We start from the raw sequence: 22,385 nt of genomic DNA, 5'->3' as shown, positions 1-22,385 counted from the left end.
CGGCGGAGCACGGACGCGGAGCCGCGGAACGGCCGGGCGGCCCCGGCGCGCCGTGCGCCCCGGGCCCCGGGCCGGCGGCGGGGGATTGTCGTACCGCGGCCTTATCGTGGACGGGTGATGACGAGCGAAGGCACCAGCGGCGGCACCGGAGGCGGTGGCATAGGAGCACTGTCCCCCCAGGACGAGGCGGTGCTCGGCGTCGAGCGCCGCTCCTGGCCCCGGCCGGGCGCCAAGGAGCGGGTCATCCGCGAGCGGCTCGGCATCTCGCCGACCCGCTACTACCAGCTGCTCAACGCGCTGCTGGACGACCCGCGGGCGCTCGCCCACGACCCGGTCACGGTCAACCGGCTGCGCCGCGTCCGCGAGGCCCGGCGCGGTCGCCGCTGAGCTCCGGCTGCGGTCACACGGCCACCGCAGAGCCTCGGCCACCCGGCCCGCCGGGCCCGGTGCACGGCCCCCGGTGCCGCCGTGGTGCGCCGATGCGCCCGTAGACCCGTCACGTGCCCGCGCCCGCCCGGTAATGTCGTCGCCATGGGCAGCCCCCCGAACTCCTTGCCGACGCCGGTCACCGCAGCGGGCCGGGACGGCCTCGCCGCGCTGCTGGACAGCCCCGGCCGGGCCGTGATCGCTCTCGACTTCGACGGCACGCTCGCCGGCATCGTGCCCGACCCCGACAAGGCCCGCGCCCACCCCGGCGCCGTGGCGGCGCTCGCCCGCCTCGCGCCGCTGCTGCGCTCCCTGGTGGTCATCACCGGCCGCCCGGCCGGTGTCGCGGTCCGCCTCGGCGGCTTCACGGACGCGCCGGGCCTCGAACGGCTCGTGGTGCTCGGCGGCTACGGCGCCGAGCGCTGGGACGCGGCCACCGGCACGGTACGGGCCCCCGCGCCGCCCCCCGGCGTCGCCGCCGTACAGGCCGAACTCCCTGGTGTCCTGGACAAACTGGGCGCCTGGCACAACTCGTGGGTGGAGGACAAGGGCCGCGCCATCGCCGTCCACACCCGCCGCGCCGAGGACCCGCAGGCCGCCTTCGAGCTGCTGCGCGAGCCCCTGTACGCGCTCGCCGAGCGGCACGGCCTGATCGTCGAGCCCGGCCGCTACGTCCTCGAACTGCGCCCGCCCGGCATGGACAAGGGCGTCGCGCTCGCCGCATACGTACGGGAGACCGGCGCCACCACCGTCCTGTACGGGGGCGACGACCTCGGCGACCTCGCCGCCTACTCCGCCGTGGACAAACTGCGCTCCGACGGCCTGACCGGGGTCCTGGTGTGCAGCGGCAGCGCGGAGGTCGCCGAGCTGGCGGGCCGGGCGGACCTGGTCGTCGACGGCCCGGCGGGTGTCGTCGCCCTGCTGCACGCCCTCGCGGACCGCTTGGGGGCACCCGCCTGACGGACGAGGGCCCCGCCGCTACCGCTCCAGCGCCCGCAGCTGCTGGAGGAACCACCGGTCCGGCGGCAGCGCGGTGGCCGCGGCGGCCAGCCGCTTCGTGCGCTCCGCCCGCTCGCCGTCCTCCATGGACAGCGCCTCGTGCAGCGCGCGGGCGGTCGCCGAGATGTCGTACGGATTGACGCAGACCGCGTCCTCGCCCAGCTCCGCGTACGCCCCGGCCTCCCGGGACAGCACCAGCGCGCAGCCCGCCTCCGAGATCACCGGGACCTCCTTGGCGACCAGGTTCATCCCGTCCCTGATCGGGTTGACCAGCGCCACGTCGGCGATCCGGTAGGCGGCCAGCGACCGCGCGAAGTCGTCCTTCACGTGCAGTACGACCGGCTGCCAGCCCGGGGTCCCGTACTCGTCGTTGATCTCCTCGGCCAGCCGCCCGACCTCGTCCGTGTACGCGCGGTAGACCTCCAGGTCCTGCCGGGACGGGTAGGCGAACGCGACATGCACGACGCGCTCGCGCCACTCGGGGTGCCCGGCCAGCAGCGCACGGTACGCGCGCAGCCCGCGCACGATGTTCTTGGACAGCTCCGTACGGTCCACGCGCACGATCGTCTTCCGGTCCGGGCCGCCGATCTGCTCGCGCAGCGCCGCCAGCCGCTCGTCCACGTCCGGGCGGTGCGCCCGCTCCCGCAGGAACTCCGCGTCCGCGCCCAGACCGTGCACGCCGAGCCGCGTCGTACGGCCCTCGTGGACGACGCTCAGCCCGCCGTCCGCGCCGTGCCGCACCTCGGCACCCAGCACCGCCGTACAGCACTCCGCGAACGCCTCCGCCCAGCGCCGCGTCAGGAAAGCGGCACGGTCGCCGCCCAGCATGCCGCGCAGCACCGCCTCGGCGACGTCGTCCGGCAGCATCCGGAAGTAGTCGGCGGGCGCCCACGGCGTGTGCGAGAAGTGGCCGATGCGCAGGTCGGGGCGGCGGGCGCGGAGCAGGCCCGGCACCAGCGTGAGGTGGTAGTCCTGCACGAGGACGACGGCACCCGGCGCGGCCTCGTCGGCGAGCGCGTCCGCGAAGGCCGCGTTGTACGCCTCGTACGACGCCCACTGCGCGCGGAACCCGTCGTCGAAGGAGGGCTCCAGCGGAGTCTGGTAGAGCAGGTGGTGGACGAACCAGAGCACCGAGTTCGCGATGCCGTTGTAGGCGTCGGTGAAGACATCGGCGGGGATGTCCAGCATGCGTACATGCTGGCCGCCCGTGTCGGCGGGGTCCAGGTGGCCGCCGCTGCGCCGGGCGGCCTCGCGGTCGCCGTCCGCGAGGGCGGCGCACACCCACACCGCCCCGGCGTCGGGGCCGATGGCGGAGAGTCCGGACACCAGCCCGCCACCGCCGCGTCTGGCGGTCAGCTCGCCGTCCTCCCTCACCGCGTACGAGACCGGGCCGCGGTTGGACGCGACGAGAACCTGGGCACCAGAACGCTCGGAGACCATGTTGCGAGACTAGCCCGCCACCCACCCGCTCAAACGTGCGGAGCGTAGCCGGAACGTCACGGTTGCCGCGGCGCCCCGCGCCGGGCCCTGGGGCGGGCGCCTCAGGCCGCGCGGCCCCGCAGCGACCGCCTCAGGCCGCGCGGCGCTCCGCGTACTCCGGTATCTCCGTCATCGGCGGCCGCTCCTCGGTGTCCACGTCCGTGGTGCGGGCCACGAAACCCGCCTCGCCGCGCTCGAACTGGGTCAGCCGCGGGCGCACCAGATGACCGCGGGCCAGCCGCAGCTGCGCGGTGCGGTAGATCGCCGCCGCCATCCTGCCGAGCGCCTGGCCACCCTGGTGGCGGTGCTTGCGCACCCCGACGTCGACCTGGGCCAGCGCGTCCAGACCGGCCGTGTGCAGCGCGTCGACCAGCAGGCCCAGCTCCACGCCGTACCCCACCGGGAACGGCAGCCGCTCCAGCAGCGACCGGCGGGCCGCGTACTCACCGCCCAGCGGCTGCACGAACCCGGCGAGCTGCGGCCAGTGCAGGTTCAGCAGCGGACGGGCGACCAGCTCGGTGACCCGGCCGCCCTGGCCGGCCGCCTCGCCCAGCGGACGGTCGTACATGCCCTTGACGAACTGCACGTCCGGGTCGGTCAGCAGCGGACCGACGATCCCGGAGACGAAACCGGCGGAGAACTCGCGCAGGTCCGCGTCGACGAAGCAGACGATGTCGCCGCCGGTGGCCAGCAGGGAGCGCCACAGCACCTCGCCCTTGCCGGGCAGCGCGGGCAGCCGCGGCAGCACCTCGTCCCGGTGGACCACCCGCGCGCCCGCCTCGGCGGCGACCTTGGCCGTGCCGTCCGTGGACCCGGAGTCCAGCACCACCAGCTCGTCGACGAGCGGCACCGACGGTGTCATCAGCCCGGCACGGATCGCCTCGACGATCGCGCCGACCGTCGCCTCCTCGTCGAGCGCCGGCAGCACGACGGAGACCGTCTGCCCCGTCTCGCGCTTCGCGGCCAGCAGCCGGTCGAGCGGGCGGTCCGCGGCCGACCAGGACCGGCTGGCCAGCCAGCGCTCCACCTCTTCCAGCACGTGCGCTTCTCCTTCGTTCCCGGACCAGCGATGTGATCCATCTCGCGGTGCGGACGGCTGTCTCGACCGCCCACCCCTTCGGCTACAGTCTTGAACAACGCGATCGTCCCGGACATGCCGGGGTCGGCGCGACAAACGCCTGGGTCCCGGCCCAGCGCCATACCGCTCATCCAGAGGGGCAGAGGGATACGGCCCGTTGAAGCCCCGGCAACCCTCCAGCCGGTCTCCGTCGCCGCACATCGCGTGCGGCCCGCGAGGCTCCCGGCTCGGGAAGGTGCCAATTCCGTCTCGTGGCGAGATGCGTCGCGAGGAAGATGAGGAGAAAGGGCCTCGCCTCCATGGCTGTGCAATCCGCTGAAAGCACCACGTCCGCCAGCGTCTCCCTGGGTCCCGCCGTCGCGCTGTCCTGCCGCGAGTGCGGCGAGCGTTTCGACCTCGGCCCGATCTTCGCCTGCGCGTCCTGTTTCGGGCCGCTGGAGGTGGCGTACGACCTGCCGACCGGCGACCCCGAGGGGCTGCGCAAGCGGATCGAGGCGGGCCCCAACAGCATCTGGCGTTACGCGCCGCTGCTGCCCGTCCCGGCCGACGTCGCGGACAAGCCCAACCTCAACCCCGGCCTGACCAAGCTGGTCAAGGCCGACAACCTGGCCCGTGAGCTGGGCGTCACCGGCGGCCTGTACGTCAAGGACGACTCCGGCAACCCGACGCACTCCTTCAAGGACCGCGTCGTCGCCATCGCCGTCGAGGCCGCCCGCGCCTTCGGCTTCACCACCCTGTCCTGCTCCTCCACCGGCAACCTCGCCGGCGCGGTGGGCGCCGCGGCGGCCCGCGCCGGCTTCCGCTCCTGTGTGTTCATCCCGCACGACCTGGAGGCGGGCAAGGTCGTCATGGCCGCGGTGTACGGCGGCGAGCTGGTCGGCATCGAGGGCAACTACGACGACGTCAACCGCTTCTGCTCGGAGCTGATCGGCGACCCGCTCGGCGAGGGCTGGGGCTTCGTCAACGTCAACCTGCGCCCGTACTACGGCGAGGGTTCCAAGACCCTCGCCTACGAGATCTGCGAGCAGCTCGGCTGGCGGCTGCCGGACCAGATCGTCATCCCGATCGCCTCCGGCTCCCAGCTCACGAAGATCGACAAGGGTCTGAAGGAGCTGATCGCGCTCGGACTGGTCGAGGACCGGCCGTACAAGATCTTCGGCGCCCAGGCCGAGGGCTGCTCGCCGGTCTCCACGGCCTTCAAGGCGGGCAACGACGTCGTACGGCCGCAGAAGCCCGACACCATCGCCAAGTCGCTGGCCATCGGCAACCCGGCCGACGGCCCGTACGTGCTCGACATCGCCCGGCGCACCGGCGGCGCGGTCGAGGACGTCGACGACGCGCAGGTGGTCGACGCGATCAAGCTGCTGGCCCGTACGGAGGGCATCTTCGCGGAGACCGCCGGCGGTGTGACCGTGGGCGTGACGAAGAAGCTGATCGAGGACGGTCTGCTCGACCCGGCGCTGACCACCGTCGTGCTGAACACCGGCGACGGGCTCAAGACGCTGGACGCGGTCGCGCCGACCACCGGGCCCACGGCCACCATCCGGCCGAGCCTGGAGGCGTTCCGCGCCGCCGGTCTGGCGAGCTGACCGCCGCGCGCGGCGGTTCACCCCGTACGCCGCCGTACACACCCGTACGCGTCGGCATGCCTCCGTCCGCGCCTGCGGGCGCCGGTGCATCCGCGCCCGCCCCCTACGTACCCCTCCCGCAAGCTGGAAGGCAGAACACCATGAGCGTCAACGTCCGCATCCCGACCATCCTGCGCACCTACACCGGCGGTCAGGCCGAGGTCGCCGCCGAGGGGGCGACCCTCTCCGAGGTCATCGAGAACCTGGAGAAGAACCACGCCGGCATCGCGGCCCGCGTCCTGGACGACACCGGCAAGCTGCGCCGCTTCGTGAACGTCTACGTCAACGACGACGACGTGCGCTTCGAGCAGGGCCTGGCGACGCCGACGCCGGACGGCGCGGGCGTCTCGATCATCCCGGCGGTGGCCGGCGGCTGCTGAGCCGGCCGCCCGGAACGCCGTAAGGATCTTTTTCGGCCCTTCCCCGGGCCGACGGCTGGAATCGCCCCGTCCGCCACGATGCGGACGGGGCGATTCCATGTTGTTAAAGGCGATACAGTTGGGGTGATTCCCCGTCCAGCGCGTGCCGAACGCATATGAGACCCCGGCAAGTTGTGCGCGAAGTGTGGACATGATTTGTCGCGTTGGTGAGCTTTGCCCGGCCCGACTTGCCCTGGAACAAGGCCTTTTCTCCACTTATGCGCGATTGTTCGCGAGCAGAATTCTCGTCCGACTGACCTGTTGCGCTGGGCAGTTGGACAGATACATTCAGCGGCGGTCGACGCGTTCCGGCGCACACCCCCTCCTGTCGGGGGGTGAGGTCTGACCCGGGTCCGCGGAGTGCGGTCCTGTGCAAGGGCCAGTAATAGGGGAGTTAGGCATGGCTCAGGGCACCGTCAAGTGGTTCAACGCGGAGAAGGGGTACGGCTTCATCGCGGTCGACGGTGGTGCGGATGTATTCGTCCACTACAGCGCGATCCAGATGGACGGTTACCGCACCCTTGAGGAGGGTCAGCGGGTCGAGTTCGAGATCTCGCAGGGCCAGAAAGGGCCGCAGGCGGACATGGTCCGCGTGGCCGGCTGAAGCGCCGACCGACTGCTGCGTACGAAGGTCCGCGTCCCCTGCGGGGGGCGCGGACCTTCTGTGTTTGGGTGGGGTGGAGGGGCGTGCCGTGGGGGAGCGGCAGGTCGCCGGGGGGAGGCGCCAGGTCGACCGGGCGTCTCCGGTTTGACACCCGTCCTCCGCGGGGATGGCTCCCGCCAACGCGCTTGCACTCTCATGGGTCGAGTGCTAATCATTGCGTTAGCACTCTACGAGTGAGAGTGACAGCTAAGGACCGACTCGGTGAGGTCCGCGGGCAGGTGGGGCAAGGAACCACCGGCACGCAGACCGTCCGTCGCGGGCGCCAGCGCGGTCCGGAGTATCCACCCTCCCCCAGACGTAGTCCGGGGGGACCCCCAGTCCGGGAGGACCACTTCACATGGCCAAGATCATCGCGTTCGACGAGGAGGCACGGCGCGGTCTCGAGCGCGGGATGAACCAGCTCGCCGACGCCGTCAAGGTCACCCTTGGCCCCAAGGGCCGCAACGTCGTCCTCGAGAAGAAGTGGGGCGCCCCCACGATCACCAACGATGGTGTGTCCATCGCCAAGGAGATCGAGCTCGAGGACCCGTACGAGAAGATCGGCGCCGAGCTGGTCAAGGAGGTCGCGAAGAAGACGGACGACGTCGCCGGTGACGGCACGACGACCGCGACCGTCCTGGCCCAGGCCCTGGTCCGCGAGGGTCTGCGCAACGTGGCCGCCGGCGCCAACCCGATGGCCCTCAAGCGCGGCATCGAGCGTGCCGTCGAGGCCGTCTCCGCCGCCCTGCTGGAGCAGGCCAAGGACGTGGAGACCAAGGAGCAGATCGCTTCGACCGCCTCCATCTCCGCCGCCGACACCCAGATCGGCGAGCTGATCGCCGAGGCCATGGACAAGGTCGGCAAGGAAGGCGTCATCACCGTCGAGGAGTCCCAGACCTTCGGTCTGGAGCTGGAGCTCACCGAGGGTATGCGCTTCGACAAGGGCTACATCTCGGCGTACTTCGCCACCGACATGGAGCGTATGGAGGCGTCGCTCGACGACCCGTACATCCTCATCGTCAACTCGAAGATCTCCAGCGTGAAGGACCTCCTTCCGCTGCTGGAGAAGGTCATGCAGTCGGGCAAGCCGCTGCTGATCATCGCCGAGGACGTCGAGGGCGAGGCCCTGTCGACCCTGCTGGTCAACAAGATCCGCGCCACCTTCAAGTCCGTCGCCGTCAAGGCCCCGGGCTTCGGTGACCGCCGCAAGGCCATGCTCGGCGACATCGCCATCCTCACCGGCGGCACGGTCATCTCCGAGGAGATCGGCCTCAAGCTGGAGAACGCCGGTCTCGACCTGCTGGGCCGCGCCCGCAAGGTCGTCATCACCAAGGACGAGACCACCATCGTCGACGGTGCCGGTGACAGCGAGCAGGTCCAGGGCCGCGTCAACCAGATCCGCGCCGAGATCGAGAACAGCGACTCGGACTACGACCGCGAGAAGCTCCAGGAGCGTCTGGCGAAGCTGGCCGGCGGCGTGGCCGTCATCAAGGCCGGTGCCGCCACCGAGGTCGAGCTCAAGGAGCGCAAGCACCGCATCGAGGACGCCGTTCGCAACGCGAAGGCGGCCGTCGAGGAGGGCATCGTCGCCGGCGGTGGCGTCGCCCTGCTGCAGGCCTCCTCGGTCTTCGAGAAGCTGGAGCTGGAGGGCGACGAGGCCACCGGTGCCGCCGCTGTGAAGCTGGCCCTGGAGGCCCCGCTGAAGCAGATCTCCGTCAACGGCGGCCTTGAGGGCGGCGTCGTGGTGGAGAAGGTGCGCAACCTGACCGTCGGCCACGGTCTGAACGCCGCGACCGGCGAGTACGTCGACATGATCGCCGAGGGCATCATCGACCCCGCCAAGGTCACGCGCTCCGCGCTGCAGAACGCCGCGTCGATCGCCGCGCTGTTCCTGACCACCGAGGCCGTCATCGCCGACAAGCCGGAGAAGGCCGCCGCGGGCGGCGCTCCGGGCGGCATGCCGGGCGGTGACATGGACTTCTGATCCTCCCGGATCATCTGTCCTCAGATCGCTGGGGCGGCACTCCCTCTCCCAGGGGGGTGCCGCCCCAGCGGCGTTTCCGTGCGGGTTCCGGTGCGGGTTCCGGTGCGGTTTTCCGTAGGGCTCCCGGTGCGGCTTCCGGTGGGCTTCCCATGCGGCTCTCCGTGCGGCTTTCCGGCGCGGCGATTCCGTACGGCCGAGGTGTGCCGGTTCCGTACGGCCGAGGTGTGCCGGTTCCGTGCGGTGGTCCTTGCGCGGTTCCCGGCCCGGCGGGGCACGATCACTCCATGACGACTCGAAACGGGCAGACCGCCCGACCGGACCGGTTCACCGCGGACACCGTCGCCCTGATCACCGGCGGCAGCAGCGGAGTGGGCCTGGCCGCCGCCCGGCGGCTGCTCGCGGACGGCGCGCGGGTGGTGGTGTGCGGACGGGACCAGCGCCGCCTCGACGCCGCCGTGGCGCAGCTGAGGGAGCAGGCGCAGGAGGCGGTGGCGGGTGGCGAGGCGGCCGTTGCGGGCGCAACGGAGACGGCCGGTGCCGCCGCCGGCCGGGTGCTCGGCGTACGGGCCGACACGGCCTCGGTCGCCGACCTCGACGCCGCGGTCCGGACCGTACGCGACCGCTTCGGGCACCTCGACATCATCTTCGCCAACGCGGGCCGGTACGCCGCCGCGCCCTTCGAGGAGATCACCGAGGACGACTTCGACCGGGCGGTCGGCGTGAACTTCAAGGGCGTGTTCTTCACCGTCCAGCGGGCGCTGCCGCTGCTGCGGGACGGCGGCGCGGTCGTCATCAACGCCTCGTCGCTCCTGCAACGCGGGCAGGCGGACGCCACCGTGCACTCCGCGACCAAGGCCGCCGCGCACAACCTCGCCCGCACGCTCGCGGCGGCACTCGCCGAGCGGCGTATCCGCGTCAATTCGGTCAGTCCCGGCTATGTCGAGACGCCGATGATCGCGGGCTCGGACATCGGCGCGGCGGAGGTGGAGAAGCTCAGCGCCCAGACGGCGGCGGGCCGGTTCGGGCGCCCCGAGGAGATCGCCGACGCGGTGGCCTTCCTGGCCTCCGGCGAGGCGTCGTACATCACCGGGCAGGACCTGGTCGTGGACGGCGGGCTGCACGGCTGCGCTGTGTGAGGGCAGGGCGGAGCGGGCGGGGCGTCGTTACGGGAGGCGTGCGGGGTGGGTGGGGCAGGCAGGTAAGGAAGATGCGTAGATGAGGGCGTAATGCCGGTTTATGGTGCCTTGTGTGAGATGAGGCACGTAAGGCTCGCTGGTCCTGTTATGGCAACGGCGTCCATACTTTGCGGAGCCTTTCCGGATGGTGATCTTCCGGTACGGCCCGCCCCGCACCCGGACGCCCCGTTAAGGACGCCCATGAGCACGCTCGATTCCCTGATCGTCGGCATCAACGACGGTCTCTGGACCTACCTGCTGATCCCGCTGGTGGTCTGCGCGGGTCTGTATTTCACGGTCCGCTCCCGGGCCGTACAGCTGCGGCTCTTCCCGGAGATGCTGCGCGTGCTCAAGGACAAGTCGCAGCCCAGGGCGGACGGCACCAAGCCGGTCTCGTCCTTCGGCGCCTTCACCATCTCGGCGGCCGCGCGGGTCGGTACGGGCAACATCGCGGGCGTCGCCACCGCCATCACCCTCGGCGGCGCGGGCGCGGTGTTCTGGATGTGGGTGATGGCGCTCGTCGGTGGCGCCTCGGCGTTCGTCGAGTCCGCGCTGGCCCAGCTCTACAAGGTCCGTGACGGCGACGGTTCCGGTACGTACCGGGGCGGCCCCGCGTACTACATGCAGCGCGGGCTCGGGAAGCGCTGGCCGGGCGTCCTGTTCGCCGTCGCCATCACCGTGACCTTCGGTTTCGTCTTCAACGCCGTGCAGTCCAACACGATCACGGCGGTCGCCTCCGGGTCCGTCTCCGGCGGCGGTCCGTCGTGGTTCGCCCCGGCGGTCGGCCTGCTGCTGGCCGTGATGCTGGGCATCGCCGTCTGCGGCGGGGTGCGCCGCATCACCTCGGTGACGACCGTTCTCGTACCGGTCATGGCAGTCGTCTACCTGCTGCTGGGCACCGCCGTCGTCCTCCTGAACCTCGACGACCTGCCGCGCGTCTTCGGCGACATCGTCGGCGGCGCCTTCGGCTTCAAGGAGCTGGCGGCCGGCGGGATCGGCGCGGCGATCCAGCAGGGCATCCGGCGCGGCATGTTCTCCAACGAGGCGGGCCTGGGCTCCGCGCCCAACGCGGGTGCCGCCGCCGAGGTCACCCACCCGGTCAAGCAGGGGCTCGTGCAGTCCCTCGGCGTCTTCTTCGACACCCTGCTGATCTGCTCGATGACGGCCTTCATCATCCTGACGACCACCCCGGAGCTGGGCGGCCGGCAGGGCGCCGACCTCACCCAGACCGCGCTGACCGACACGCTCGGCGGCTGGGCCGGTCACGTGCTGACGGCCGTCGTCTTCCTGCTCGCCTTCAGCTCCATGATCGGGAACTACTACTACGGCGAGTCCAACATCGGCTTCATGACCCGGCGCACCTGGGTCCTGCCGGTCTACCGCGCCCTGGTCCTCGCGGTCGTCTTCCTGGGCGCGCTGGGCTCGGTCGGCGTCGTCTGGAACCTCGCCGACGTCTTCATGGGCTTCATGGCCCTGGTCAACCTGCTGGCCATCATCCCGCTCTCGGCCATCGCCTTCCGTCTCCTCGACGACTACACGGCGCAGCGCCGGTCGGGCCTCGACCCGGTCTTCACCAGCTCCCGGATGCCGGACCTGACGGGCGTGGAGTGCTGGCCGGACCCGCAGCCCGCGGTTCCCACGGGGAGCGGAGAGAGCGGGAGGAGCGCGGAGAACGAGGGCAAGGGGGAGCGGACGGCGGCGGGCGCGCGCTGAGTCCTGCGGGTCTCTTACGCCGGCTGCCCCTGGCGCCCGGCCCCGGAAGCGGCCTCAGAGGCGCCCCCGGACCTGGACGCAGCCCCCGGCCTGGACGCGGCCTCAGGGGCGGCCCCGGCCCCGGCGCAGTCCCGCGACGCCTTGAGATTGGCCTTCTTCACCTTGTTGCCGCAGGTCGCCATGGAGCACCAGCGGCGTCGTCCGCCGCGGCTGGTGTCGACGAACAGCCCTCCGCAAGTGGCCTGTTCGCACCGCTTGAGTACGCCGTCCCGCTGGCCGCCGAGGGTCGCGACGGCGTCCAGGGCGACGACGGCGAGCGCGGCGCGGGCGGGGTCGGCGTCCGGGAGGTGCCACTGCGCCTGCCCGCCGCAGAGCGAGAGCCGCGCGCGGTGCCGTGCGCCCCAGCGGTTGAGCAGTTCCTCGTCGGCCGCCTCCGGCACGCCGCCGCAGGCGACGGCGGTACCGGCCCGGTGGATCGCCTCGCGCAGCTCGCGGGCGTCCCGCAGGAGGGCTTCGGTGACCGGTGTGTCCGTACCGCCGAGTCCGTTGGCGGCGAGCCAGGCCCGCAGCCGTTCGGGGGTGGCGATCCGTTCCACGGGATCGGCGCGCCGCTCGCCGAGCGTGGCGACGAAGCGGAACGCGAGGATCTCGTTGCCGAGCCGGAAGCCCTCCGCGCCGCGCTGAGCGGCGGCCGGACAGGCCGGGGAGGACGTGCTCGGGTCGGCGGGTGAACCGGTCATGGTGGTTCAGCCTAGCTGCTCCGCAGTCATCGGGCCAGCGGTTGACATCGTCCGGGCGAACCGCCTTAATCGGTTCTAGCGAACCGCTTTGAACGGTTCGCGAAGCCGCGATGGCCAAGGAGACGACATGACCTCGACGATCACCCGGCCGCTCACCGGATTCGGCACCGTGAGCGGCGTGCCCTGGCTCCCCGACGGCTTCACGGACGTCTTCGACAGCAGCCTCGTCCGCGTCGGCGAGGTGGACCTGCACACCGTGCAGGGCGGCGCCGGACGGCCCCTCCTGCTCGTCGGCGGCTGGCCGCAGAACTGGTACGTGTGGCGCTTCGTCATGCCGTTCCTGGCGGAACGTTTCCGGGTCGTCGCGGTCGACCCGCGCGGCGTCGGGCCGTCCGGCAAGCCGCACACGGGATACGACACCGGCACCGTGGCGGCCGAACTCACCGCCCTCATGCGGACGCTCGGCCACGACCGCTTCGCGATGGCCGGGCACGACATCGGCATGTGGATCGGCTACGCCCTCGCCGCCGACCACCCCGAAGCGGTCGAGCGCCTCGCCCTGATCGACGCCACCATCCCCGGCCTCGCGCCCGCCACCCCCCTCTTCGGCTCCGAGGCGCAGAACGACCTGTTGTGGCACTTCGCCTTCAACCGCAAGCGGTCGGTCAACGAACAGCTCGTCCGCGGCCGGGAGCACATCTATTACGGCGACCAGTTCCGCAACAAGGCCGCGCGCCCGCTGCCCGAATCCGCGATCGGCTTCTACGTCGAGAGCCTCGCCCGCGACCCCGAGGCCCTGCGCGCCAGCTTCGAGTACTACCGGGCCATCGACGAGAACATGGCCCAGAACGAACGGCGCAAGCGGCAGCCGCTCACCATGCCGGTGCTCGGCGTCGCCGGCGCCCAGGGGCAGGGCGAGCGCCTCGGCGCCTACCTCGGACCCGTGACGGAGCGGCTCGACAGCGTCGTCCTGCCCGACTGCGGGCACTACGTCCCCGAGGAGCGGCCCGAGGCGCTCCTCGACCACCTCCTGCCGTTCCTCCGCGGCTGAGCGGCGCGCGGGGCGGGCCCGGTCAGACGGCCGTCGGCTGATGACTGCCGTGACCGGAGCCCGGTAGGCCGCCCTCCGGCCGGGACGCGGCCGGTGCGGCGGCGGGCCGGGGCGTGGCGGAGTTCAGGTCTGCCAGGGCCTGCTTGCCGAAGCCGAAGAAGTACGTCGCCAGGAAGCCGGCCGCGTAGCCGATGAGCAGCCCGAAGGCGTAGACGGCGAGGGTGGCGCCGAGCGGCCGGTCGCCCTTGAGCAGGGGGAACAGGGCCCAGCCGGACGGGCCGATGGCGGTGGAGCCGACCGCCGTGCCGAGCTGGCTGAACAGGCCCACGAAGCCGCCGCCGAACGCGCCACCGACGCAGGCGGTGACGAACGGGCGGCCCAGCGGCAGCGAGACGCCGTAGATGAGCGGCTCGCCGACGCCGAGGAAACCGGCGGGCAGCGCGGACTTGATCGTCGTACGGACCGAGCGGTTGCGCGGCAGGCGGACGTAGACCGCGAGGGCGGCGCCCACCTGGCCGGCGCCAGCCATCGCGAGGATGGGCAGCAGGACCGTGTAGCCCTGCTGCTCGATCAGGGTGGTGTGGATGGGGATCAGGGCCTGGTGCAGCCCCAGCATGACGAGCGGGAGGAAGAGCCCGCCGAGCAGGAACCCGGCCGCGGCACCGCCGTGCGCCAGCAGCCAGTTCGCGCACGTGCCGATGGCGGTGGCGACCTCACCGGCGACGAACATCAGGCCGAAGAGCGTGACCAGGCCGGAGACCAGCACGGTCACGGTGGGCGTGAGCAGCACGTCGAGCGCCTCGGGGACGTACCGGCGGCACCACTTCTCGATCCGTACGGCCAGCAGCGCCGCGCCCAGCGCCCCCAGGACGCCGCCCTGGCCCGGCGAGAGCTGCTGCCCGAAGGCGCTCACCTGGGCGACGCCCGCGTACACGATGATCGCGGCGACCGCGCCGCCCAGGACGGGCGTGCCGCCGAACTCCTTCGCGGTGTTGTGGCCGACGAAGACCGCGATCAGGGACATGAAGCCGGAGGCGATGGCGGCCAGGGCCGGGACGAGGGCGGGCAGCACCCCGAAGTTGGTCAGCAGGCCGTTCAGACCGGCGATGATGCCGCAGCCGATGAGGGCGGGGATCAGCGGGACGAAGATGTTGGCGATCCGGCGGAGGAAGAGCTTGACCGGGGTGGCGTTCCTGGCCTTCTGACGGGCCTTCAGGGCGGCGCCCTGGGTGGCGAGGGCTTCGGCGGTGGGGGGTGTGGATCCGGCCGGGGGCGACGGGGCCGGGTCCGTGGTCGGCGCGGTCGGGTCCGGTGCGGCCGGGTCCGGGGCCGGTGCGGCAGCCGGTTGCGGGGCAGGGGCCGCGTCGCGTCCGGCTTCGACCAGAGCGGTGAACTCCGGGGTGACGCGGGCGACCGTGCCGGGACCGAGCACGATCTGGTACGTGTCGTCCTCCACCACGCCCAGGACGGCGGGCAGCGCCTTCAGGGCGTCGTCCCGGACCAGCGAGCGGTCCTCGATGCCCAGGCGCAGCCGGGTCATGCAGTGGGCGACGGACGTGACGTTGGCGGCGCCGCCGACCAGGGGGAGGATCGCGGCGGCGGTGGCGCGGTTCTTCTCATCGGACATGTGGGGTGCCTTGCTGTGCGTGCCGGGACGGGCGGGAGGGCGGGGGCGGTGCGGCCTGCGGCCCGGGTGCGTCAGCCGTCCTGCGGGGGCGGGGTGTGCAGGGCGGTGTGCAGCGCGGCCCGCAGATGGCCGCGGGAGCCCGCCAGCAGCCGGGCCGCCGCCGGCCCGTCGACCCCGGCCAGGACGACGAGGATGGCGTTCTTGACCTCGCCGTCCGTGGCGGCGAGCGCGGCCTCGATCTCCGTGTCCCCGGCGCCGGTGGCCAGCGCCACGATGCGGCGCGAGCGGGCCCGGAGCTTCTCGTTGGAGGCGCGGACGTCCACCATCAGGTTCCCGTAGGTCTTGCCCAGCCGGATCATGGTGATGGTCGACAGCATGTTGAGGACCAGCTTCTGCGCCGTACCGGCCTTCAACCGCGTGGATCCGGTGAGGAGTTCGGGCCCGACGACGACCTCGATGCCGTGGTCGGCGGCGGCGGCCAGCGCGGAGCCCGCGTTGCACGACAGGCCGACGGTCAGCGCGCCGCAGGCCGCGCGGGCGTGCTCGACGGCGCCGATCGCGTACGGGGTGCGGCCGGAGGCGGAGATGCCGACCACCGTGTCGTCGGCGGTCAGGCCCAGCGCGTCCAGATCGGCGGCGGCCAGCTCCTTGCTGTCCTCGGCGCCCTCGACGGCGGCGACCATGGCGGTGGGGCCGCCCGCGATCAGGCCCACCACCTCGCACGGGTCGGTGTTGAACGTGGGCGGGCACTCGCTCGCGTCCAGCACGCCGAGGCGGCCGGCCGTACCGGCGCCCGCGTAGACCAGGCGGCCGCCGCGGGCCATCCGCTCGGCGGTGGCGTCGATGGCGGCGGCGATCTCGGGGAGCCGGTCGGCGACGGCGGCGGGGACGGTGGTGTCCTCGCCGTTCATCGTGCGGGCGATCTCCAGGGTGGACAGCCGGTCGATCTCGGCGAGTTCGGGCCGGAAGGCTTCGGTGGTGAGCGTGTCCAGCTGGGCGCGCAGCTGTGCGTACTCGGCGGGGGAGGTCATGGTGGTGGCGGCTCTTTCCGGGCTCGTACGGCTCTGTACGGGGGAGCGGAGACGGCTGGCGGGCGGATTCACGGGGGCGGACGGTGCGGCCGGGACCGACGGGCGGCCGGCGGGCCGGTGATCAGCGGTGGGGGGTACGGGGGGAGTGGCGGTGGGCGAGCGCTTCGTAGGAGGCGGACAGGGCGGGCGCGGCGGTCTCGTACGTCCGCTGTGCGACCCCCACGAACAGGCAGTCCACGACGAGCAGCTGGCTCGTACGGGACGACATGGCGGCGGGGCGCAGCTCGCTCTCCCGGGCGGTGGAGGTGGTGAGGACGTGGTCGGCGTACGAGGCGATGCCGCCGTCCGGGCGGCCGGTGATCGCGATGGTCGTCGCGCCGTGGTCGAAGGCCACCCGCAACGGCTCTATGACGTCGGTCGTACCCCCCGAATGGGTGATCGCGATGGCCACGTCACCGGCGCGCATCTGGACCGCGTTCGTCACGGCGAGGTGCGGGTCGGAGTGGGCGTGCGCGATCAGGCCGATCCGCAGCAGCTTCTGGACCAGGTCCTGGCCGACGAGGTTCGAGGCCCCTATGCCGTACACGTCGATGCGCCGGGCGGCGGCCAGCGCGCCGACCGCCGCCTCCAGCTGCGTCATGTCCAGCCCGGCCGCGGTGTCGGCCAGGCACTGCTGCTCCTCCTGCGCCAGCTTGGCGACCACGTCGGGGAGCGTGTCGTCGACCGCTATGTCGGCGGTGACGGCGGGCGCGCGGCCGGTGGCCTGCTGGGCGGCGAGGGCGGCCAGCGCGAGGCGCAGGTCGCGGTAGCCCGGGTAGCCGAGCAGGCGCGAGGTGCGCACGACGGTGGCCTCGCTGGTGCCCGTGCGCTCCGCGAGGCCGGTGACGGTGAGCGCGGCGCAGCCGGCCGGGTCGCCCGCGACGGCCTCCGCGACCCGCTGCATGGACCGGGTCATGGACGGCGCCAGCGTACGCACCTTGGCGGCCAGGGCCGCGGGGGCGGGCGGGCCCGGGGCCGCCCGGACGGCGGCTCCGGAGTCCTTGAAAGTTTCCTTCAGGTCAGGGCTCACAGCTGAAAAATAATTTCACCGCCGGTCCGCGTCAATACCCCGCACGTGCCTGTGGACGGACGGCCGGACGGGACCGGAGCGCCCGGCGGGGCCGCCGCCGCGGGCAGCCGGGGCGGTTGTCAGTGGTGCGGGAGAGAATGGGGCCATGGAGCTCGAACAGGCACTGCACGCGGCCCGCGCCCTGGTCCTCGCGGATCTGGTGGCGGGCGAAGTCGCCGACGCGGAGATCGTCTCGCTCGTCGAGGATTCCGTGGCGCACCGGCGATGGTGGGTCGAGCAGTGGCCCGAAGGCGTCGAGTTCGTGTCCGGGCTGATAGCGCAGGACGTCCAGGACGCGCTGCTGGAGCGCTACGGCCGCTGGCCGCTGTGCCCCGTCTGCATGCACGGCGGCGACCCCCACGCCCTCGACGTCGAGCCCGAGCTGGGGCCCGACCCGCACTGGGTCTGCCCCAAGACGGCGGTCTCGGTGGCGCGGGTCGGCTCCCTGGGTGCCCCCCAGGGAGGCTGACATGGCCCTCTACATCGACCCGCCGACCTGGCCGGGACACGGCCGGATGTGGTCCCACCTCGTCAGCGACGCCTCGTTCGAGGAGCTGCACGCCTTCGCCGAGCGCATCGGCTGCCCCCGCAAGGCGTTCGACCGCGATCATTACGACATACCGGCGGAGCGCCACGCCGACGCGGTGCGCGCGGGCGCGGCGGAGGCCGACAGCAAGGAGATCGTGCGCCTGCTGCGCGCGGCGGGCCTGCGGCGGCCGAAGAGCCGGGAGGGCGGAGCGGTGGGCCGGTAGGCCGCGACGCGCTCCGGCCCCGCGACGCGCTCCGGCTCCGGCCCCGCTCCGGCCCCGGCCCGGCTCCGGCCCGGCCCCGCCTCGGCTCAGACCCGGTCTGCCGCGCCTGTGGCCTCTGCGGCCTCTGCCGTCTGCGTCGGCGCCGGTGTGTGCGTCGCGTCGGCCGAGGAGGCGACCAGGCGGGAGGCGCTCTTCGTACGGTGCAGCCGCAGGGCGACGACCGTGGTGCCGACGCCCAGCGCCGCGAGCGCCGCGGCCGTCCACGCGACGGCCGGGTAGCCCCAGCCCGCGCTGATGACGAGCCCGCCGAGCCACGGCCCGAGGGTGTTGCCCATGTTGAAGGCGGAGGTGGTGGTCGCGCCGGCCAGCGTCGGCGCGGCGGTCGCCACGTTGAACATCCGGGCGTTCAGGGCCGGAGCGGTGGCGAACGCGGTGATGCCGAGCAGCAGGGAGAGCGTGACGGCGGCGACGGAGCTGTGCGCGGTCAGGGCCAGCAGCGCCAGCACGGTGGCCGAGGCGCTGATGCCCCCGATGATCGTTCCGAACGGGTGCGCGTCCGCTATCCGCCCGCCGACGAACGTACCGATCAGCGCGCCGACGCCGAACAGGGCCAGCACGGTCGGCACGCTGCCCTCGGACAGGCCCGCGGTGTCGGTCAGCAGCGGCGCCAGGTAGGAGAACAGCGCGAAGACCGCAGCGCCGTTCAGCGCGGTGCCGATCAGTGCCAGCCAGACCTGCTTGTCCCGGTAGATGCTCAGTTCGCGGCGGAGCACCGGCCGATCGTCACCGGTCGGTACGGCCGTCCGCGGCACCAGCGCGATCACGCCGACCAGGCCGATCGCCGACAGGGCCGCCACCGCCCAGAAGGCGGACCGCCAGCCCGCGTGCTGCCCGAGGAGCGCGCCGGCCGGTACGCCCGCGATGTTGGCGACGCTCAGCCCGCCGACCATCACGGCCATCGCCTTGGCGCGTGCCGTGACCGGCACCAGCGACACCGCGACGGCCGCGCCGACCGCCCAGAACCCGGCGCAGGCGAGCGCGCTGACCACGCGCGAGACGAACAGCACGGTGTACGACGGCGCCACCGCGCCCGCCACCTGCCCGAGCCCGAAGACGGCGAGCAGCGCGATCAGTGTGGTGCGGCGGGGCAGTTGCAGGGTGGCCGCGGCGAGCACCGGCGCGCCGACCACCATGCCGATCGCGAAGGCCGAGACCAGGAGACCGGCCTGCGGAATGGTCACCCCCATGTCCCGGGCCAGGGGCTGGAGGATGCCCGACAGCATGAATTCGCTGGTGCCGAGGGCGAAGACGGAGAGGCCGAGGACATAGACGGCGAGGGGCATACGGGCGCGATCGGGATGGTCTTGCATGTCACGCACGAACAGCGCCGACACGCCTGACATTCCCTGCCGCGGTGTCGAAACCGGAACGGTACCGGGCGGTTCCGGACGGGTGGCCGGGTCGCGTCCTCGCGCCGTTTTGCCCCGGGGGCCCGGGGTACCCCGGCCGCTCCGCCCGGCCCGCGAAGGCGAGGAGGTCCGTATGAGGCGTTCGAGGACGGTGGTCGGCGGCGTGCTGACGGGGATCGGCACGGCCGCGTTCGTCGACGAGACGGTGTTCCACCAGCTGCTGCACTGGCACCACTTCTACGACCTGTCCACCACGGACGCGGGCCTGGTCTCCGACGGGCTGTTCCACGCGGGCAGCTGGCTCGCGATGGTGGCGGGCCTGGTCCTGTACGCGGACGTCCGGCGCCGCGGGGCGCTGGTGCCCGCGGCGTGGTGGGGCGGGCTGTGTCTGGGGCTGGGCGGGTTCCAGCTCTACGACGGAACGTTCCAGCACAAGGTCCTGGGCATCCACCAGATCCGGTACGGCGTGGACCTGGCGCCGTACGACTGGACGTGGGGCGGGATCGCCGTGCTGTTCCTGCTGGCCGGCGCGCTCCTGCTGGTCCGCGCCCGGCGCACGGCCCCGCGCGCCGCGTCGTCACGTACCGCGTCGCCGACCGCCTCGCGCAGCCGATGACGTCCCCGGCCCTGCCCCCGCCCTTCACCGGGGCCGTCACCGCCGCCGCCGTCCTCGGCTGCCTCGCCTACCTGGCCGCCACGGCCAGCCTGCGCGCCCGCGGCGACGCCTGGCCGTACGGGCGCGACGCGCTGTTCTGCGCGGGCGGCGCGGTCCTGGTGGCGGGCGTCGCCGAGCCCTGGGGCGCCGCACCGCCGTTCACCGCCCACATGCTCACGCACCTGTGCGTCGGCATGGTGGCCCCGCTGCTCCTGGTGCTCGGCCGTCCCCTGACGCTGGCCCTGCGCACCGCGCCCGTACCCGTAAGGCGCCGGCTGGTGTACCTGTCCCGCGCGCGCTGGGCGACGGTCTGGGCCCTGCCGCCGGTGGCTGCCCTGCTCGACTTCGGCGGGCTGTGGCTGCTGTACCGCACCCCGCTGCTGTCCGTCAGCCACCACCACCCCTGGCTGAACACGGCCGTGCACGTCCACATCCTGCTCGCCGGTGTCCTGTTCTCCTTCGGACTGCTCGCCCTGGACCCCGTACGCCACCGCCCCGGCACCGGCCTGCGGGCCGGAGTGCTGCTGGCCGCGGGGGCGGCGCACGCCGTCCTCGCCAAGTCCCTGTACGCGGCGGGCCCGCCCGGCACCTCCTTCGACGCCGCCGACCTGCACCTGGCCTCGCAGGCCATGTACTACGGGGGCGACGCCGTCGAGCTGGCGCTGGCGGTCGTCGTGGCGTGCCGGTGGTACCGGGCGGAGGGGCGCGCCCAGCGGCGCGAACGGCGCGGGCCGGGGCGCGCGGCCGCCGCCGCTACCCCGCGGTGAGCAGCTCCAGCTCGGTGGTCAGATTGCGGCGGGCCACCCGCTCCCACTGCTGCTTGCCGTACAGGGTGCGGAACAGGCTCGCCATGTCCAGGAGCTGGCGCAGCACGTCGGCGCGCCCGGCGCGGAACTCCCGGTCCGGCACGAATGCGTACTCCTCGCGGACGGCGGCGGCGTAGGCCGCGTACTGCTCGGGCGCTCCGGCCAGGACCGCCAGGTCCGCGTCGCACAGGGCCGCGCCGTTGTGGTCGTCGGGGGCCGGGTCGTGGCCCGCGGTGAGGCGTACGAGACGGGCGACCTCGGCCGTACAGGTGTCGTCGATGCCCAGTTCGGGCAGCGCGCGCTCGGCGAGGGCCGCGCTGCGCTCCTCGTTCTCGGAGCGCTCGGGCCGGTAGACGGCGTCGTGGAACCAGGCGGCGAGGCGGACGGCGTCCCAGTCGACGGGGACACCGGCGTCCAGGTCGGTCGCGTGCACGGCCAGCTCGTCGACGCGGTCCAGTACGGCGATCAGGTGGCCGGTGGTGTGGTAACGGCGCTGCGGTTCGGACCAGCGGCCGAGCAGGTTGTCCGCGTACGGGGCCGGGTCGGGGTCGGCGGGGCCGCTGCCGCCCCGTGCGCCGGCGACGGCGGTGGCCCAGCGGTGGTGCAGGTCCGGGAACGGATCGGCGCCGCCACCGAAGTGGGTGTGGGCCGTACCGGACGGAGGTGTCGTGCGAGCCATACGGCCCATTGTGCCCGCGCGGAGGTCAAGAGGGGGTTTCCGGTCGAGTACCGGGGCGTTGTGGTCCTTGGGGGCGGGTCGGCCCGTACCCTGGGATATTGGACTAGACCTGTCGTCCTCGTGCTGTCCGTGTCGGCATCCCGTCTCGTCCTGCTGAAGTCGTCACGTCGAAGGAATGGGGACCCATGACCAAGCGCGCACTCCTGGAGGTGATCGCGCTCGACGCCGCCGACGCGGTGGCCGCCCAGGCCGGCGGGGCGGACCGCCTCGAACTCGTCAGCGACATGGCCGCCGACGGCCTCACCCCGTCGCCGCGGACCGTCGCGGAGGTCCGGGCGGCCGTCGACATCCCGGTACGGGTGATGCTGCGGGCCGCCGACGGCTTCGCGGCGGGCGAGGTGGACGCCCTGTGCGCGTCGGCCGCCGCACTGCGGGCCGAAGGGGCGGAGGAGTTCGTCTTCGGCTTCCTCGACACGGACGGCCGCCCGGACCTGGCGGCCGTACGGGCCCTGGCCGCCGCGGTCGACGGCTGCCGGTGGACGTTCCACCGGGCCATCGACCGGGCCGCCGACCGCGACGCGCTGCGCAAGGAACTGGCCGGGCTGCCCGGCCTGGACACGTACCTGACGGCGGGGTCGCCCGCCGGGGTCGAGGACGGCCTGCCGACGCTGCTGGCCGAGCGCGCCCGTACGGCGGACGGCGAGCCCGGCTACGAGCCGCGGCTGCTGATCGGCGGCGGCCTGGTGCTCGCGCACCTACCGGAACTGCTGGCGTCCGGAGTGGACGCCTTCCACATCGGCGGCGCGGCGCGCCCGTCCGGCTGGGAGGCACCGGTCGACGCGGAGGCCGTGGCGGCGTGGCGGGGGGCGTTGGAGGGCGTGCCGGTCTAGAGGCGGGCAGGTGCCGCGTTCCCCGTACGGGAACGCGGCACCCTTCTCAGGCGCGGGCGGCGGGGCCGCCCGTCGCCGGAACGCATGCTGCCG

Annotated in this window: 22 protein-coding genes and 1 riboswitch; of the genes, 14 read left to right on the top strand and 8 right to left on the bottom strand. The window is 73.0% G+C overall.

Annotated features, from left to right (window positions below; all coding sequences use genetic code 11):
* Window positions 1–117 precede the first annotated feature (117 nt).
* Window positions 118–387 carry a DUF3263 domain-containing protein gene (locus tag A6A06_RS05610; RefSeq protein WP_073759326.1) on the top strand — a complete coding sequence of 90 codons (270 nt, stop codon included), beginning with the start codon at window positions 118–120 and terminating at the stop codon, window positions 385–387.
* A 144-nt stretch (window positions 388–531) separates the two neighbouring features.
* On the top strand, window positions 532–1,386 hold the full coding sequence (gene otsB / locus A6A06_RS05605; RefSeq protein WP_073759324.1) for a trehalose-phosphatase: 855 nt from the start codon (window positions 532–534) through the stop codon (window positions 1,384–1,386).
* Window positions 1,387–1,404: 18 nt separating this feature from the next.
* Here otsB and A6A06_RS05600 read toward each other — a convergent pair whose 3' ends face one another.
* Complete coding sequence (locus tag A6A06_RS05600; RefSeq protein WP_073759322.1) at window positions 1,405–2,865, bottom strand: alpha,alpha-trehalose-phosphate synthase (UDP-forming); 1,461 nt, start codon at window positions 2,863–2,865, stop codon at window positions 1,405–1,407.
* Window positions 2,866–2,995: 130 nt separating this feature from the next.
* Window positions 2,996–3,943: a glucosyl-3-phosphoglycerate synthase gene (locus A6A06_RS05595; protein ID WP_073759320.1), complete on the bottom strand. Its 948-nt coding sequence runs from the start codon at window positions 3,941–3,943 to the stop codon at window positions 2,996–2,998.
* 163 nt (window positions 3,944–4,106) lie between these two features.
* Window positions 4,107–4,264: riboswitch (SAM riboswitch) on the top strand.
* A gap of 17 nt (window positions 4,265–4,281) precedes the next feature.
* Between A6A06_RS05595 and thrC the strand changes: the two genes are divergently transcribed.
* The 6 genes from thrC to A6A06_RS05565 all read left to right on the top strand — a co-directional run bounded on the left by thrC (window position 4,282) and on the right by A6A06_RS05565 (window position 11,544).
* A complete protein-coding gene (gene thrC, locus A6A06_RS05590; RefSeq protein WP_073759318.1) occupies window positions 4,282–5,571 on the top strand; it encodes a threonine synthase in 1,290 nt (429 codons plus the stop codon).
* A gap of 140 nt (window positions 5,572–5,711) precedes the next feature.
* Window positions 5,712–5,990 (top strand): MoaD/ThiS family protein, encoded by a 279-nt coding sequence (locus A6A06_RS05585; RefSeq protein WP_073759316.1) that lies wholly within the window; start codon window positions 5,712–5,714, stop codon window positions 5,988–5,990.
* 439 nt (window positions 5,991–6,429) lie between these two features.
* Window positions 6,430–6,633, top strand: coding sequence for a cold-shock protein (locus tag A6A06_RS05580; protein ID WP_003986833.1), 204 nt, complete (start codon window positions 6,430–6,432; stop codon window positions 6,631–6,633).
* A 397-nt stretch (window positions 6,634–7,030) separates the two neighbouring features.
* Window positions 7,031–8,656, top strand: coding sequence for a chaperonin GroEL (groL, locus tag A6A06_RS05575; RefSeq protein ID WP_073759314.1), 1,626 nt, complete (start codon window positions 7,031–7,033; stop codon window positions 8,654–8,656).
* A gap of 284 nt (window positions 8,657–8,940) precedes the next feature.
* Window positions 8,941–9,792, top strand: coding sequence for an SDR family NAD(P)-dependent oxidoreductase (locus A6A06_RS05570; RefSeq protein WP_073759312.1), 852 nt, complete (start codon window positions 8,941–8,943; stop codon window positions 9,790–9,792).
* Between the two features lie 240 nt (window positions 9,793–10,032).
* Entirely contained in the window at window positions 10,033–11,544 is a 1,512-nt protein-coding gene (locus A6A06_RS05565; RefSeq protein ID WP_073759310.1) for an alanine/glycine:cation symporter family protein, read from the top strand.
* Window positions 11,545–11,558: 14 nt separating this feature from the next.
* Here the strand turns inward: A6A06_RS05565 and A6A06_RS05560 are convergent, their stop codons facing one another.
* The gene (locus A6A06_RS05560; RefSeq protein ID WP_073759307.1) at window positions 11,559–12,284 is read right to left on the bottom strand and encodes a CGNR zinc finger domain-containing protein; all 726 of its coding nucleotides are present in this window, start codon (window positions 12,282–12,284) and stop codon (window positions 11,559–11,561) included.
* 127 nt (window positions 12,285–12,411) lie between these two features.
* On the opposite strand from A6A06_RS05560, the gene A6A06_RS05555 reads away from it, so the two are divergent.
* Window positions 12,412–13,335: an alpha/beta fold hydrolase gene (locus A6A06_RS05555; protein ID WP_073759305.1), complete on the top strand. Its 924-nt coding sequence runs from the start codon at window positions 12,412–12,414 to the stop codon at window positions 13,333–13,335.
* A gap of 22 nt (window positions 13,336–13,357) precedes the next feature.
* Here A6A06_RS05555 and A6A06_RS05550 read toward each other — a convergent pair whose 3' ends face one another.
* The 3 genes from A6A06_RS05550 to A6A06_RS05540 all read right to left on the bottom strand — a co-directional run bounded on the left by A6A06_RS05550 (window position 13,358) and on the right by A6A06_RS05540 (window position 17,062).
* Window positions 13,358–14,962: a PTS transporter subunit EIIC gene (locus tag A6A06_RS05550; RefSeq protein WP_073759302.1), complete on the bottom strand. Its 1,605-nt coding sequence runs from the start codon at window positions 14,960–14,962 to the stop codon at window positions 13,358–13,360.
* Between the two features lie 71 nt (window positions 14,963–15,033).
* Window positions 15,034–15,993 carry an N-acetylmuramic acid 6-phosphate etherase gene (murQ, locus tag A6A06_RS05545; RefSeq protein WP_073759300.1) on the bottom strand — a complete coding sequence of 320 codons (960 nt, stop codon included), beginning with the start codon at window positions 15,991–15,993 and terminating at the stop codon, window positions 15,034–15,036.
* Window positions 15,994–16,114: 121 nt separating this feature from the next.
* Window positions 16,115–17,062: a MurR/RpiR family transcriptional regulator gene (locus tag A6A06_RS05540; RefSeq protein WP_443333709.1), complete on the bottom strand. Its 948-nt coding sequence runs from the start codon at window positions 17,060–17,062 to the stop codon at window positions 16,115–16,117.
* Between the two features lie 145 nt (window positions 17,063–17,207).
* Between A6A06_RS05540 and A6A06_RS05535 the strand changes: the two genes are divergently transcribed.
* Both A6A06_RS05535 and A6A06_RS05530 read left to right on the top strand, forming a co-directional pair.
* Window positions 17,208–17,570: a hypothetical protein gene (locus A6A06_RS05535; protein WP_073759298.1), complete on the top strand. Its 363-nt coding sequence runs from the start codon at window positions 17,208–17,210 to the stop codon at window positions 17,568–17,570.
* A 1-nt stretch (window position 17,571) separates the two neighbouring features.
* Window positions 17,572–17,853, top strand: a complete 282-nt coding sequence (locus A6A06_RS05530) for a DUF4031 domain-containing protein (protein WP_073759296.1) — start codon at window positions 17,572–17,574, stop codon at window positions 17,851–17,853.
* 86 nt (window positions 17,854–17,939) lie between these two features.
* Here A6A06_RS05530 and A6A06_RS05525 read toward each other — a convergent pair whose 3' ends face one another.
* Window positions 17,940–19,196, bottom strand: a complete 1,257-nt coding sequence (locus A6A06_RS05525; RefSeq protein WP_073759853.1) for a Cmx/CmrA family chloramphenicol efflux MFS transporter — start codon at window positions 19,194–19,196, stop codon at window positions 17,940–17,942.
* A 199-nt stretch (window positions 19,197–19,395) separates the two neighbouring features.
* Between A6A06_RS05525 and A6A06_RS05520 the strand changes: the two genes are divergently transcribed.
* Together A6A06_RS05520 and A6A06_RS05515 are read left to right on the top strand one after the other, a co-directional pair.
* The gene (locus A6A06_RS05520; protein WP_073759294.1) at window positions 19,396–19,878 is read left to right on the top strand and encodes a DUF2243 domain-containing protein; all 483 of its coding nucleotides are present in this window, start codon (window positions 19,396–19,398) and stop codon (window positions 19,876–19,878) included.
* Window positions 19,875–20,684 carry a cytochrome c oxidase assembly protein gene (locus A6A06_RS05515; RefSeq protein ID WP_073759292.1) on the top strand — a complete coding sequence of 270 codons (810 nt, stop codon included), beginning with the start codon at window positions 19,875–19,877 and terminating at the stop codon, window positions 20,682–20,684. Before A6A06_RS05520 ends, A6A06_RS05515 begins: the two co-directional genes overlap by 4 nt.
* On the opposite strand, the gene A6A06_RS05510 is transcribed toward A6A06_RS05515, so the two are convergent.
* Window positions 20,671–21,402 (bottom strand): HD domain-containing protein, encoded by a 732-nt coding sequence (locus A6A06_RS05510; RefSeq protein WP_199930685.1) that lies wholly within the window; start codon window positions 21,400–21,402, stop codon window positions 20,671–20,673. The genes A6A06_RS05515 and A6A06_RS05510 overlap by 14 nt on opposite strands.
* A gap of 185 nt (window positions 21,403–21,587) precedes the next feature.
* Between A6A06_RS05510 and A6A06_RS05505 the strand changes: the two genes are divergently transcribed.
* Window positions 21,588–22,292: a copper homeostasis protein CutC gene (locus A6A06_RS05505; RefSeq protein WP_073759290.1), complete on the top strand. Its 705-nt coding sequence runs from the start codon at window positions 21,588–21,590 to the stop codon at window positions 22,290–22,292.
* Window positions 22,293–22,385 lie beyond the last annotated feature (93 nt).

The sequence above is a fragment of the Streptomyces sp. CB02923 genome (genome assembly GCF_001905005.1).
GTDB lineage: Bacteria > Actinomycetota > Actinomycetes > Streptomycetales > Streptomycetaceae > Streptomyces.
Note: the sequence above shows the minus strand (reverse complement) of the source record. Positions and strands in the feature narration are given on the sequence as shown.

What these genes read in the sequence shown, in the direction of transcription:
- A6A06_RS05610 (WP_073759326.1), top strand. Translation starts at nt 118, where the DNA reads ATGACGAGCGAAGGCACCAGCGGCGGCACCGGAGGCGGTGGCATAGGA.
- otsB (WP_073759324.1), top strand. Translation starts at nt 532, where the DNA reads ATGGGCAGCCCCCCGAACTCCTTGCCGACGCCGGTCACCGCAGCGGGC.
- A6A06_RS05600 (WP_073759322.1), bottom strand. Translation starts at nt 2,865, where the DNA reads ATGGTCTCCGAGCGTTCTGGTGCCCAGGTTCTCGTCGCGTCCAACCGC.
- thrC (WP_073759318.1), top strand. Translation starts at nt 4,282, where the DNA reads ATGGCTGTGCAATCCGCTGAAAGCACCACGTCCGCCAGCGTCTCCCTG.
- A6A06_RS05585 (WP_073759316.1), top strand. Translation starts at nt 5,712, where the DNA reads ATGAGCGTCAACGTCCGCATCCCGACCATCCTGCGCACCTACACCGGC.
- A6A06_RS05580 (WP_003986833.1), top strand. Translation starts at nt 6,430, where the DNA reads ATGGCTCAGGGCACCGTCAAGTGGTTCAACGCGGAGAAGGGGTACGGC.
- groL (WP_073759314.1), top strand. Translation starts at nt 7,031, where the DNA reads ATGGCCAAGATCATCGCGTTCGACGAGGAGGCACGGCGCGGTCTCGAG.
- A6A06_RS05570 (WP_073759312.1), top strand. Translation starts at nt 8,941, where the DNA reads ATGACGACTCGAAACGGGCAGACCGCCCGACCGGACCGGTTCACCGCG.
- A6A06_RS05565 (WP_073759310.1), top strand. Translation starts at nt 10,033, where the DNA reads ATGAGCACGCTCGATTCCCTGATCGTCGGCATCAACGACGGTCTCTGG.
- A6A06_RS05560 (WP_073759307.1), bottom strand. Translation starts at nt 12,284, where the DNA reads ATGACCGGTTCACCCGCCGACCCGAGCACGTCCTCCCCGGCCTGTCCG.
- A6A06_RS05555 (WP_073759305.1), top strand. Translation starts at nt 12,412, where the DNA reads ATGACCTCGACGATCACCCGGCCGCTCACCGGATTCGGCACCGTGAGC.
- A6A06_RS05550 (WP_073759302.1), bottom strand. Translation starts at nt 14,962, where the DNA reads ATGTCCGATGAGAAGAACCGCGCCACCGCCGCCGCGATCCTCCCCCTG.
- murQ (WP_073759300.1), bottom strand. Translation starts at nt 15,993, where the DNA reads ATGACCTCCCCCGCCGAGTACGCACAGCTGCGCGCCCAGCTGGACACG.
- A6A06_RS05535 (WP_073759298.1), top strand. Translation starts at nt 17,208, where the DNA reads ATGGAGCTCGAACAGGCACTGCACGCGGCCCGCGCCCTGGTCCTCGCG.
- A6A06_RS05530 (WP_073759296.1), top strand. Translation starts at nt 17,572, where the DNA reads ATGGCCCTCTACATCGACCCGCCGACCTGGCCGGGACACGGCCGGATG.
- A6A06_RS05525 (WP_073759853.1), bottom strand. Translation starts at nt 19,196, where the DNA reads ATGCCCCTCGCCGTCTATGTCCTCGGCCTCTCCGTCTTCGCCCTCGGC.
- A6A06_RS05520 (WP_073759294.1), top strand. Translation starts at nt 19,396, where the DNA reads ATGAGGCGTTCGAGGACGGTGGTCGGCGGCGTGCTGACGGGGATCGGC.
- A6A06_RS05515 (WP_073759292.1), top strand. Translation starts at nt 19,875, where the DNA reads ATGACGTCCCCGGCCCTGCCCCCGCCCTTCACCGGGGCCGTCACCGCC.
- A6A06_RS05510 (WP_199930685.1), bottom strand. Translation starts at nt 21,402, where the DNA reads ATGGCTCGCACGACACCTCCGTCCGGTACGGCCCACACCCACTTCGGT.
- A6A06_RS05505 (WP_073759290.1), top strand. Translation starts at nt 21,588, where the DNA reads ATGACCAAGCGCGCACTCCTGGAGGTGATCGCGCTCGACGCCGCCGAC.